10 protein-coding genes are annotated in these 12,127 nt (G+C 32.8%); 7 read left to right on the forward strand and 3 right to left on the reverse strand.

Annotated elements, in window-relative coordinates:
• Positions 1–179 precede the first annotated feature (179 nt).
• From rny to Q0N70_RS06050, 7 genes are all read left to right on the forward strand, one after another.
• On the forward strand, positions 180–1,709 hold the full coding sequence (rny, locus tag Q0N70_RS06020; RefSeq protein WP_294014939.1) for a ribonuclease Y: 1,530 nt from the start codon (positions 180–182) through the stop codon (positions 1,707–1,709).
• Positions 1,710–1,814: 105 nt separating this feature from the next.
• On the forward strand, positions 1,815–3,008 hold the full coding sequence (locus Q0N70_RS06025) for a hypothetical protein (protein WP_273354688.1): 1,194 nt from the start codon (positions 1,815–1,817) through the stop codon (positions 3,006–3,008).
• A gap of 60 nt (positions 3,009–3,068) precedes the next feature.
• Positions 3,069–4,376 (forward strand): hypothetical protein, encoded by a 1,308-nt coding sequence (locus Q0N70_RS06030; protein ID WP_294014918.1) that lies wholly within the window; start codon positions 3,069–3,071, stop codon positions 4,374–4,376.
• 12 nt (positions 4,377–4,388) lie between these two features.
• Positions 4,389–6,005 carry an MBOAT family protein gene (locus Q0N70_RS06035; RefSeq protein ID WP_294014921.1) on the forward strand — a complete coding sequence of 539 codons (1,617 nt, stop codon included), beginning with the start codon at positions 4,389–4,391 and terminating at the stop codon, positions 6,003–6,005.
• 32 nt (positions 6,006–6,037) lie between these two features.
• The gene (locus tag Q0N70_RS06040) at positions 6,038–7,543 is read left to right on the forward strand and encodes an AMP-binding protein (RefSeq protein ID WP_294014923.1); all 1,506 of its coding nucleotides are present in this window, start codon (positions 6,038–6,040) and stop codon (positions 7,541–7,543) included.
• On the forward strand, positions 7,530–8,699 hold the full coding sequence (locus Q0N70_RS06045) for an alanine racemase (protein ID WP_294014925.1): 1,170 nt from the start codon (positions 7,530–7,532) through the stop codon (positions 8,697–8,699). The genes Q0N70_RS06040 and Q0N70_RS06045 overlap by 14 nt, the downstream gene beginning before the upstream one ends.
• Positions 8,700–8,718: 19 nt before the next feature.
• Positions 8,719–8,940 (forward strand): acyl carrier protein, encoded by a 222-nt coding sequence (locus tag Q0N70_RS06050; protein ID WP_013701215.1) that lies wholly within the window; start codon positions 8,719–8,721, stop codon positions 8,938–8,940.
• A 5-nt stretch (positions 8,941–8,945) separates the two neighbouring features.
• On the opposite strand, the gene Q0N70_RS06055 is transcribed toward Q0N70_RS06050, so the two are convergent.
• The 3 genes from Q0N70_RS06055 to Q0N70_RS06065 form a co-directional block, all read right to left on the reverse strand.
• A complete protein-coding gene (locus tag Q0N70_RS06055; protein WP_294014929.1) occupies positions 8,946–9,839 on the reverse strand; it encodes a glycosyltransferase family 2 protein in 894 nt (297 codons plus the stop codon).
• A 40-nt stretch (positions 9,840–9,879) separates the two neighbouring features.
• On the reverse strand, positions 9,880–10,815 hold the full coding sequence (locus Q0N70_RS06060) for a capsular polysaccharide synthesis protein (RefSeq protein ID WP_294014931.1): 936 nt from the start codon (positions 10,813–10,815) through the stop codon (positions 9,880–9,882).
• A partial coding sequence (locus Q0N70_RS06065; RefSeq protein WP_294014933.1) for a YfhO family protein occupies positions 10,763–12,127 on the reverse strand: 1,365 nt, incomplete at its 5' end. The genes Q0N70_RS06060 and Q0N70_RS06065, both read right to left, overlap by 53 nt.

The following is a 12,127-nucleotide window of genomic DNA, read 5'->3' on the forward strand; positions in this document are numbered from 1 at the left end:
ATAATGACAGTAAAGTATAAAATTCAGAATTCGTCTTTTTAAGATTTTCAAGATTTATTTGGCTTTTAAAAGTTATTTTCTTCTATATAATAAACTATAGTATTTGACATTCTCTTTCTTATATATTACTATAATAAATCAATTATTCTAACTAAATGATAGGAGAAAATGAAATGTCAATGAATTTGATATTGTTCATTGTTCTCCCTGTAGCAGGAATACTTCTTGGATGGACAATTCGCTGGGTTTATGCCAGATTTCAACTTTCCGCCTCGGAGCAAAAAGCCGAGCGCGTTAAACAAGATGCAATAAAAGAAGCGGAAGCTCAGAAAAAAGAGATTCTTCTTCAGGCAAAAGAACAACTCATTCAGGACCGTAATCAGCAGGAAAGGGAGAACCGTGAACGCCGTACAGAACTACAGCGTTATGAAAGCCGTGTAAACAAAAAAGAAGAGCTTCTGGAACAACGGAATCAGGAGTTTGAAAAGCGCGACAAGGAATTTGCTTTAAATGTAGCGGAGCTTCACAAGCGCGAGGCTATTCTTTCTGAAGAAGAAGGAAAGCTTCGGGTGGAGCTTGAAAGAATTTCGGGGCTTACTGCGGAAGAAGCAAAGGCTCTTATAATCAAGAACCTTGAAAATGACGCCCGCCATGACGCTCAGTCTTTGCTGAACAAGATTGATCAGGAAGCTCAGTTTAATGCAGAAAAAAAAGCGCAGGAAATTCTTGTTTCCGCCATTCAGCGCATTGCAACAGAAACTACAAGCGAAATCACAGTCGCGACAGTTTCTCTTCCAAGTGACGAAATGAAGGGTCGCATTATTGGACGCGAAGGCCGCAACATCCGTTCTTTGGAAACTTTGACTGGCGTTGATATTATTATTGATGACACGCCGGAAGCCGTTGTTATCAGTTGCTTTGATCCTGTAAGAAAGGAAATTGCGCGTGTGGCTTTGGAGCGTCTTATTATCGACGGAAGAATTCATCCGGCTCGTATAGAAGAGATTGTTCAGAAGGTTACCCGCGAAATTCAGCAGAAGATTTATGAGGAAGGTGAAAAGGCTTTGTTTGAGCTTGGTCTGCACAGCATGAGCCAGGAAGCGATAAGAGCTATCGGCCGCCTTTACTTTAGAACAAGCTACGGACAGAATGTTCTTACGCACTCAAAGGAAGTTGCTGAGCTTGCAAGCCTTCTTGCCGCTGAAGTTGGCGCGAACAGGGAACTTGCAAAACGTGCTGCTTTGTTACATGACATTGGAAAAGGCGCGGAAAATGACAGCGACCAGAACCATGCGGAAGTCGGTGCGGAAATGGCACGCAAGATGGGCGAAGATCCTCGTGTGGTCAATGCGATTGAGGCGCACCACAATGACTGCGAGCCTCAGACAATAGAAGCTGTTATTGTTCAGGTTGCCGATGCTATAAGCGCAGCCCGCCCTGGAGCAAGACGTGAGACTGTAGATAACTATGTTAAACGTCTTGAAAATCTTGAGGAAACTGCAAAGAAATTCCACGGAGTAGAGCAGGCCTATGCAATTCAGGCTGGACGTGAGCTTCGTATTCTTGTAAACAATGATAAAATTCCAGATGAGCAGGTAAAAGATCTTGCAAAGCAGATTGCAAAGCAGATTGAAACTGACTTGCGTTATCCTGGAAGAATCAAAATTACAATGATACGCGAAACCCGCATTATTGAATACGCAAGATAATTTTTGAGCCCTGGAAAGATTCCGGGGCTTTTTTGTATTCTTCTGTTCTTGAATGTTCAAAATAATTTGTTTGACAAAATGCGTTTTAGGGTACAGGATTTTATTATGACAGATGTTGAGAATCTTGAAAAAATAATCCGCGATATTTTTGGCGTAAGAAAAATCATCAAGAAAAAGCGGAACACAAACAAATGCATTCAGCCTCTCAATATTTATCCGCTGAATATGTTTGCCTTTAATTTTATAAATCGTCTTACCCGGCTTAATGAAAAATTCAAGGACAACAAAATCGCGCTGAACACAATCTGCGAGCGTGTAAAAAATCTTGGCGAGGCGAAAGATTCAGGCTGGGCAGGACCTTACAGCGAGCTTGTGGCTTTGGACTTTTATTCGCAGTTTTCAGAATTCCTTGGAATTTCTTATATAAATCTTCTTGAAATAAAGCGACATAAAGAAAGCATTCCGGCTATAAACGGACAGAAGGAAAAAATCGACATTGACTTGTGTCTTTCGCTTAAAAGTGAAAAGCTTTTTACTGATGTCAAGTCGTTCAACTGCGTGCATCAGATTATTTTTGATCGGATTTTTGAAGCGGTTGAAAGTTATGCTGCAAAAGAATTTAAGAAAAGCATTTTAATAGGTGTGGACAACCTTTCAAGTCTTGATTATCTTGATGTGAAAAATTCTCTTGTTTCAAAGCGGCACGAGATTGAGCGGATCTTGAAAAATGCAGTGAAGAAAAATCAGAATTTTGTTTCGTATTTTTCTGACTCAGGACTGGCGTTTAATTTTAGAATCAGCTGGCCGGGCGAACTTTTGACTGTAAAAGACTATTCTCCGTTTGCAATGGCTCAGGCTTATAGATATAAATTTCTTGACTACGGAAACAAGCTTGTGGACAACGAATATTCGCTTATAACAATGGTAAAAAATCCCTGGTTTAACGAAGAAACCGTGGATTTTGGAAATTTCAACAATATTTTTTACCGCTCGTTAAGCCGCCGCACTTTTATGGAACTTGCAAAAAATGATTTTCCTGCAAAAGATTACTCTTCCGCCTATAAAACTGAAAAAATAAAAGTCTGCGATGTTTCAAAAAGCATTGCTGGAATTGTTTTTATTGATGACAACAGCGTGCGCTCAAAATACTACAAGAGCCTGTATTCCGCCTACATTTATCTGAATCCGAATTACAAAAACAAAACGCCGCTTTCAATCCGCAGCATAGAAAAATTTTTCCGCAACAAATACGAAGTTCAGATAAAAGATTTTGACGATTTCAAGTGGGATAATTATTAGAAAATTAAAAATGCTCTGCTCTTTTATATAAATGAAAAATGTGTTATAATTTCTTCTATTATGCAGAGACGCTTTGTCCTTTCAGTAAAAATTGTTTTGTTCGGAATTATTTTCTTTGTTTTGTCTTCAATAATAGCTTTTTTTATTAAGAATGATTCTGATGCTTATACTCGAATTCTTATGCATGAATTCAATAATCAAGAAAATATTGATGTGATTTTTTGCGGCGCATCTCATGTAAGCCACGGAATTTATCCAAAATTAGCTGATGAAAAATTCAATTTGAATACATTTTGCACAGGAACACCTTCTCAAGGCATAGATGGAACTTATGCCATTTTATCCGCGGCAGTAAGAAAATATAAAATAAAAAAAGTTTTCTTGGAAATGGATTTTGCTGTGGCCGGCAGAGGTGAAACTCCGTTTTTTCAGAAAACACCTTCTACAAGCGCTTATTTAGTTTCGGAATATTTGAAAGATCCATTGGTAAAACTTGAATATCTTCTTACTGTAACAAGTCCTAAATATTATTTGAATTCACTTTTGCCAATTGGAAAAGACAAGCTGCTGGATTTAAATCCTTCAGTTATTTTTAAAACAGTAAAGTCAAAAGTAGACGGCTCTTATTATCGGTATGAATATTCTGGAAAAGATTTTTATACAGGAAAAGGTTGTATTTTTGATAGAAAAGTTATTGCCAATGGAACTTTTTCGTCTGGATTTGAAAAACCAATCCCTGTTAAAAATATTTCAAATGAATGGAAAAATACTATTAGAAAAATTGTGAAATTGTGCAAAGAAAACAATATAAGCATTGATTTCTATTCAAATCCAAGCAGCGATTTTTACCTTATGGAAAAAGGCAATTACGATGAATATGTTTCTTTTTTACGCTCTTTTTTAAATGAACTTGGTTACGACTATTATGATTTTAATCTTTGCCATCCAGAATTTTTAAATCTTGAAGACTGTGATTTCAGCGATGACAATCACCTGAACAAAACAGGAATAGAAAAATTTACATCTGTTTTTTGCGATTTCTTTAATGGAAAAATAGAAACTGACAAACTTTTTTATAAAACTTATTCTGAAAAAATTGAAAATCAGCTTCCAAAAATTTATGGTTTAATGCTGAAAGAATCTCCTGATAAAAAATCAATCGAAATAAAACCAGTTATAAATCATGAGGGAGGGCTTGTGACTTATACAGTTTATGCTTTGTACGATGGAAAAGAAGAGATTCTTTTTGAAAATTCTAGCAACAATATTATAGTTTATCCTGCCGCAACTTCTGGAAAAATAAAAATTTTAAGTTTTTATGACGGAATCCTTAATAACACTATTATAGAAGACTACACAGCTTTTTAATTTGGAAATTTTATGAATTTTAGAACTTGGTCATTTTGTTTTTTTCTTGTAATTTCACTTTTTTGTTATTATAAACTTCCAAAGAAATTTCAATGGATTTGTATTTTAATTTCCAGCGTTGTCTTTTATGCTTTTAGTGGAGCTGTAAATCTTATTTTTATTTTATTTAGTTCTTTTTTAACTTTTTATGGAGCTAAAAAAATAACATCATACAATCTTTTGCTTAGAGAAAAAAAATCTGTTTTAACAAAAGAAGATTTTAAAGTTGAAAGAGAAAATATAAAACATATAAAAAGAATTGTTCTTTTGATAGTTCTAATATTAAATATTGGTCTTTTGGCATATTTAAAATATTGGAACGCATTTGTTTCTTTTTTGGGCAATTGTTTTTTACTTAATTTTGATTTCCTGAAATTTTCCGGCTTTAGAGGCATTCTTCTTCCTCTTGGAATTTCATTTTATACGTTTCAGACAACTGCATATTTTATGGATGTCTATAATGGAAAATATGAAAATGAAAAGAAGTTCTTGAAATATTTTACGTTTGTTTCGTTTTTTCCGCAGCTTATCATGGGACCAATCAATCGTTTTGATAAGCTTGGAACTCAACTTAAAGAAGAGCATAATTTTGATTTTGAAAATATCAAGCATGGCGTGCTTTTGATTTTGTTTGGTGCAATGAAAAAATATTGCATTGCTGACTTGCTTTATACTCGAATTTCTTCTGTTCTTGATCATCCTTATGATAATTTTCCTGGCAGCTTGATTGCTTTTGGAATTTTAGCTTTTTCAATTTATCAATATGCTGATTTTTCTGGCGGAATAGATATGGTTCTAGGAATTTCAAAATTGTTTGGGCTTGAAATGCACCCGAACTTTAAGCAGCCGTATTTTGCAAGAAACCTGGCGGACTTTTGGAGAAGGTGGCATATAAGTTTGGGATTATGGATGAAAGACTATGTTTTTTATCCGCTTGCATTAACTCATTTTATGCAGAACATTGGAAAGTTTTTTTCTGCGCATGGCGGCAAAAAAATTGGCAAGCATTTAGCGCGCACTGTTCCTGCTGGAATTGCAAATATTGTGGTTTTTCTTCTTGTTGGAATTTGGCATGGGCCGGAACTTCATTTTGTTTTATGGGGCTTGTATAATGGTCTTGTAATTGCTTTTAGTGATTTGTTTAAGCCGGCTTTTGAAAAATTATCTTCTATTCTTCATATTAATGTAAAAAGTAAAAGTTTTGTTGTTTTTCAAATAGTCAGAACTTTTATAGTTGTTAACATAGGCGCATATTTTGACAGGATAACAGATGTTAAAAAATGCTTTTTGTATTTGAAGCGGACATTTTTTAATTTTGGCACTTTAGAAATTTACAAATCACAAGCTTATTTAAAAAGTGTTTTCGGTAGTTTTAGATATGTAGAATCTGAACTTGTTTTAATAATTTCAGCTTCGATTATTGTTTTTATAACAAGTTTTCTAAAGGAAAATAAAGTCGATTTGTATACTGCGATACAAAAGAAAAACATTGCATTTAGGTGGAGCGCATATTATGTTCCGTTAATACTCGTTATTCTTTCTATGTCATTTTCTCCGTCAAATCCTGTGTTTATGTATGCGCAGTATTAATCTGAAATTAATAAAATAAGGATGCTTGTAAAATGAAATATACAGTTCTTGATTATCTTGAAAAAACAGCTGAAATATATCCTGATAAAGTTGCGTTTGCAGATGTTAATTATTCTATTACTTGGAAATCTCTTGTTGATGAATCAAAATCTCTTTCTGGTGCAATTGCAAAATATTTTCCAAAGGGAACAGCTGTTCCTGTCATGTGTGAAAAATCAGTTGTTACAGTGAAATTATTTTTTGCTGCTTTATATGCTGGCTGTTTTTATTCTTTTTTCGATTTTTCATTTCCAGATGAACGTTTAAATTTAATGATAAAAACTCTTGAAACTCCATTCATTCTAACAGATAAAAAAAGAGAGAAAAAAGTTCAGAACCTTTGTGCACAGCCGCTTTTTATAGAAGACTTGCTGGCGGAAAATATTTGCTATAATGAAAAAAGACGTAATAATATAATAGATGTAGAACCCGTTTATGCAAATTTTACATCTGGCTCAACTGGAGTTCCCAAGGCTGTTGTCGTTTCCCATCGTTCTGTTATTGATTTTATAAGTTGTTTTACTGAAATTTTTGAAATAACTTCAGATGACAGAATTGCTAATCAAGCCCCATTTGATTTTGATGTTTCAGTAAAAGATATTTTTTCTGCAGTTTTTACAGGCGCTTCCGTTTATCTTATTCCGAAAATGTATTTTTCATTTCCTGTAAAACTTTTGGATTTCCTTTGCGAAAATCAGATTACAACTCTTATTTGGGCAGTTTCTGCTTTGTGCATAATTTCAACTTTAAATGGATTTTCTTATAAAGTCCCAACATCAATAAAAAAAATTATGTTTTCAGGTGAAGTTATGCCTATAAAACAGCTGAAAATATGGAAAAAATATATTCCCAATGCGAAATATGTTAATCTTTTTGGACCTACAGAAATAACCTGCAACTGCTCATATTTTATAATTCCAGATGAAATACCAGATGATTATGATATTCCAATCGGAAAAGCATTTCCTAATGAAAAAATTTTGCTCATTGATGAAAATGAAAATCTTATAGCAGAAAATGACACTGAAACGAAAGGTGAAATTTGCGTGAGCGGAACTTGTGTTTCACTTGGCTATATAAATAATAGCAAAACGAATGAAGTTTTTATTCAGAATCCGTTGAATAAAAAATATTTTGAAAGAATCTATAAAACAGGCGATCTTGGCCGCTATGGAAAAGACGGCAATCTTTATTATCTTGGCCGCAAAGACAACCAGATAAAACATATGGGACACAGAATTGAGCTGTCTGAAATTGAAAAAGGAATAGAAAAAATATGCACAATATCCAGGGCTTGCTGTATTTTCTTTGAAAATAAAATAACGGCTTTTTATACAGGCACTCAAACTGAAAAGAAAGAAATAGTTTCTCAACTGAAGTCAATTCTTCCTGCCTACATGATTCCTGCTGATTTTCTTTTTATTGAAGAATTTCCTGTAACAAAAAATGGAAAAATTGATAAAAATGTTTTAAAAGGATTAATAAATGAAAAATCATGATTTTAAGGAACTTGCAAAAAAATATGGAACGCCTTTTTATCTTTTTGATTTTGAAATATTAAAAAATCGAATTGGACTGTTAAATAATAAGCTTCCTAAAAATGCCGATCTTTGCTATGCGATAAAATCTAACGCTTTTTTAATTCAGGCTTTAAAGGATTCAGGAATTCTTTTTGAAGTTTGTTCTCCTGGGGAACTTTCTATTTGCCGTGAATACAAAGTAAATCCCATGCAGATTGTTTTTTCCGGCGTAGTAAAAACAAAAGAAGATATAAAAACTGCGTGGAAAATGCACGTTAACACAATAACGCTGGAGTCTCTTGAACATTGCCGATTTTTAAGTGAAGTTGCACAAGAAGAAAAAGGCGATTATATTCAAAATGTTTTAATCAGGCTTTCAAGCGGAAATCAGTTCGGAATGTCAGAAAATGATGTTTTGTCTGCACTGAAAATTTTGAAAAATATTGAAAATGTAAAATTTAGAGGAATTCATTATTTTTCTGGCACTCAAAAAAAATTAAAAAAAATAGAAAGTGAAATTCAATATATTCAGGATTATTGCGATAACCTTCAAAAAATGTCCGGAATTGAATTCAATGAAATAGAATATGGTCCTGGATTTTCATTTGATTATTTTGCGCAGCTAGATTTTTCTGAAAACTATAATGATTTTGATGTTGTTGCAGATTTATTGGAAAAATCAAAATATAAATTTACAATTGAAGCAGGACGCTTTATCGCATCTTCCTGCGGATTTTATGTTTCAAAGATAATGGATATAAAATCTACAAATGATGTAAATTATTGCTTGATAGATGGCGGCATAAATCATTTGAATTATTATGGCCAGATAATGGGAATGAAAATTCCGCCTGTTTCTCTTGTAAAAAATAATACTGACGCGAAATCTGATAAATGTGCCAGTTTTGAAATTTGCGGTTCTCTTTGCACAACAGCTGATGTGATTACAAAATGTTTGTCGCTTGATTCTCCTGCTATAGGCGATTTCCTTGTTTTTAAAAACATTGGCGCGTATTCTGTTACAGAAGGCATTTATTTGTTTTTAAGCCATGCGTTGCCGTGTGTGATTTCCTATGATAAAATGGAATATAAAATTTTAAGACAAAGTTTTGAAACATATAAAATAAATTCATAATAATAAGGATGGTTGATTTATGGAAAAATTACTTGAAATTCTTACAGAGCTTAAACCTGATGTAGATTTCTCTACGGAAAAAAATCTTATTGACAATGCTGTTCTTGACTCATTTGACATTGTCCAATTGATTTCTCAGCTAAATGATGCGTTTGATATTGAAATTACGCCAGCTGATATTATTCCTGAAAATTTCAATTCAGCTGAAAGCCTTTGGGCTATGATTCAAAAACTTCAATAAAAATCTTATAAGCTGTTTTTAATTTTAAAAAGTAATTTATAAAGGTTAAAAACAGCCAGCAAATATTTTGCAAAGTTTGCAGCATTTGGATTATATTTGAAAATTATTTTCATCTCATCTTTTGGATTTTTCCTTGTTTTGCAGACAAAAGATGCTTTTTTCCTAAAAAAACTTTCGACAATTTCCGGGTCAGAAAGAATTGCCTCTTTGTGTTTTTCAAAAAGCATTTCCATTCCTCTTACACCTTTTTGAGGATTTTTTGTTATGGAATCTTTTTGCTGGTAGACATCAACAAGAACTGCTTGCTGATAATATAATTTATATTTTTTTACTAAATCAAGGGAGAGTGCCCAGTCTGTAAATCTAGGTTGGTTTTCATCAAATAGAACATATTTAAAACATTCTGCTTTTCCAATGATTGTCTGGGATGTAGTACAGTTGTATTTTAATAATTGCTTATATGAAATAAGACCTTCCTTTACTAATTTCTCATTTGGATGATTATATAAATATTTGTGAGTATCTTCATCGTTTACAGCAGTTTGACAGCACAGAACATCAGCGTTGACTTCTTTCAACTTATTTATTTGAACTTTTAGTTTATTTAAACGCCATATATCATCGCTGTCGTGGTGGGCGATATATTCTCCAGTGCTTGCTTTTATGCCAGTGTTTCTTGCCGCGTTTTGCCCTTTGTTTTCAGAGTGTCTGATAATTTTCAGCCTTTTGTCATTGATTTGTTCAAGAATACTGATTGTATCATCAGTCGAGCAGTCGTCAACGACAATCAGCTCGATATTCTTGTAAGTCTGATTCAAGACAGAGTTTACCGAGGCTAAAATTGTATTTCTTCTGTTGTAAGTCGGAATAATTACAGATACTAATGGTTCGTTTTGCATGATTTATTTCCAAATGGATTTTATTGGGATTTTTCTTCACTTATTCAGGATTGTAACATGAAAAAGGCTGTTTTGTTTCATTCTCTTCTAAAAAATATCCGTAAAGAGTTTTTTTGCCGTTTATCTCTTTTTTATAATCCCTTTTCCAGTTAAGTTTGAAAAAGGTGGATTTGGATAGAATATTGTCTAAAAGTTCTTTTGAATATTCATCATTAAAATGTTTGTCGAGTTCTTTTATGCCTTGATTGTTGAGCGGCACGGAATCTACAAGTTTCTTGAAATCTAGAATATTGTTGTATCCGGTAAGCATTACATAGTCAATGAAAAAATAATCAATCAGCTTGCTGTATTTTTCCCAATATGAGAAGAATATGTCGCGGCAAAAACTGTGTATAATCGAATTTTTTTGTCCGGCTTGGCAGAAACCTGTCCATTTTCCTTTCGCGATTTTGCTTGTTGAATTTTCATAGTGAATTGAAAAATACGGAAGTTCAAAGCAATACTCAGGAATTTCTCTCGACACAAAAATTGTTGCATCAAGCCAAAGCCCGCCATTTTTGGAAATAAGAGCCATACGGAGAATGTCGGAGAAATGGGTAAGGGTGATAATGCCTTTTTTTAATTTTTCTATGATGTAATCGGGAATATCTGCATAATTTTTCCAGTTTTCTTTTGTGATTAAAACAACTGGATGATTTTTTGCATTTTTTGTTATGCTGTCAATACATTTTTTTACAAGAAGTGGCGCGGCGTCATAGCCCTGCCACCAGAATATCCATATATTACCAACATTTTCAGAAAATTTTTCTTTCATAAAAAATCGGCTTTCTTCTGTATGATTCCTGTATTTTTCTATAATTGCTGAAAAATCTTTTTCAATGAATTTTTCTATTACAGAATTTGGGATTATGAAGCTACATATTTTAGAAAGTTTGTTGAAGAGTTTCTTTTTTAAAATTAGTAGAATGATTTTCATAATTTTTATTAACCTTTATTTTTCGTTTTATATTTAAAATCAAAAAAACAAAAAATGCTATAGCAGTTACAATTGCCCCCAAAATAGAATAATTATTTGTATAAGTTAATTCTATATTATGATTTCCTTTTGGTATAGCAAGTTCCATAAAAGCTGTTTTTGCAAGTTTTATTTCAACTTTGTTTCCATCAATTTTTGCTTTCCAGAATTTAGAATATGGAATAGAAAGAAAAACACTGCTGTCATTTGAGAAATTTGCTTCTGCAGCAAGTGTGTTGCAGCCTATTTTTACATTTTCAATATGCTCACCGCTTAAAGCCAAGCCAAACGGCGAAAATTCTGTGTTTCTAAATATCTTATATTCAAGATATTTTTCTCCAGTGTCTTTAAAAAATTGCGGGATTTCATTTTCCTTGTTTTCTGGAACGAGATAATATTTTACATTGAAAAGCTTGAAAAGTTCTGAATGTAATTCAAGACCGTGTGAACTTAATGCATTTCCAGTTAAATTCTTTTCTTTATAAAAATCATATAAAAGTCCATTATTTATAGACCAATAGTATGTTGTTCCTTTTATTCCGATAACGGCAGGAACATTTGGACTTTGTAAATTCGAGGTTTCAATTCTATAAAAGTCATTGTCATTTGTTTTTATAGGAGTCGTATATTCTTGTAATAATAGGGAAAATTGTTTTTGAGTTGGAGTGTTATGCAGATAATCCAAACCTTTTGGTGCATATCTGAAATTTCCTTGAAAAATTGCAGAAAATATAATCATCACAAAATAGAGTACTTTTGTTGATTTCTTAAAATAATAGAAGATAAATAGAAGTAAAGTGCATAAAAAAAGAACAATATACGCCAGAAAAAACTGTTCTCGAACATCTTTGCTTACAAGTGAAAGAGCAAAAACAAAAAAACTGATGGCAAAACAAGTGATAAGAATATTTTTTATTTCCTTGAAATTGGAATTTGTAGCTATTGGAATTGCATAAACAATACCTATTGCAATAACAAAACTGAATGCAAATCCCCATCTGTTTGAAACATATGAAAAACCATTGAATATACATCCGAAAACTGGAAAAAGAAAGAATATTATTCCTATGGAAAGGAATATTTTTATCTGTTTAGCAATTTTATCTTTCATTGTAAAAAGAATTATAATTAATGGAAGAGCGGGTGCTGCATATCCAAATGTTGAATAAGAGCCAAATGTTGATGGAGCTATAAATCCAAGAATCATTTTTATGTAGTAATTTGTTCTATATATAAGAGTTAAAGATCGGAAGAGCACACGTCTGAACTCCAG

It is taken from the genome of uncultured Treponema sp. (assembly GCF_945873775.1).
Classification (GTDB): Bacteria; Spirochaetota; Spirochaetia; order Treponematales; family Treponemataceae; genus Treponema_D.

Coding starts and splice junctions, on each gene's coding strand:
- rny (WP_294014939.1), top strand. CDS start 180: ATGAATTTGATATTGTTCATTGTTCTCCCTGTAGCAGGAATACTTCTT.
- Q0N70_RS06025 (WP_273354688.1), top strand. CDS start 1,815: ATGACAGATGTTGAGAATCTTGAAAAAATAATCCGCGATATTTTTGGC.
- Q0N70_RS06030 (WP_294014918.1), top strand. CDS start 3,069: ATGCAGAGACGCTTTGTCCTTTCAGTAAAAATTGTTTTGTTCGGAATT.
- Q0N70_RS06035 (WP_294014921.1), top strand. CDS start 4,389: ATGAATTTTAGAACTTGGTCATTTTGTTTTTTTCTTGTAATTTCACTT.
- Q0N70_RS06040 (WP_294014923.1), top strand. CDS start 6,038: ATGAAATATACAGTTCTTGATTATCTTGAAAAAACAGCTGAAATATAT.
- Q0N70_RS06045 (WP_294014925.1), top strand. CDS start 7,530: ATGAAAAATCATGATTTTAAGGAACTTGCAAAAAAATATGGAACGCCT.
- Q0N70_RS06050 (WP_013701215.1), top strand. CDS start 8,719: ATGGAAAAATTACTTGAAATTCTTACAGAGCTTAAACCTGATGTAGAT.
- Q0N70_RS06055 (WP_294014929.1), bottom strand. CDS start 9,839: ATGCAAAACGAACCATTAGTATCTGTAATTATTCCGACTTACAACAGA.
- Q0N70_RS06060 (WP_294014931.1), bottom strand. CDS start 10,815: ATGAAAATCATTCTACTAATTTTAAAAAAGAAACTCTTCAACAAACTT.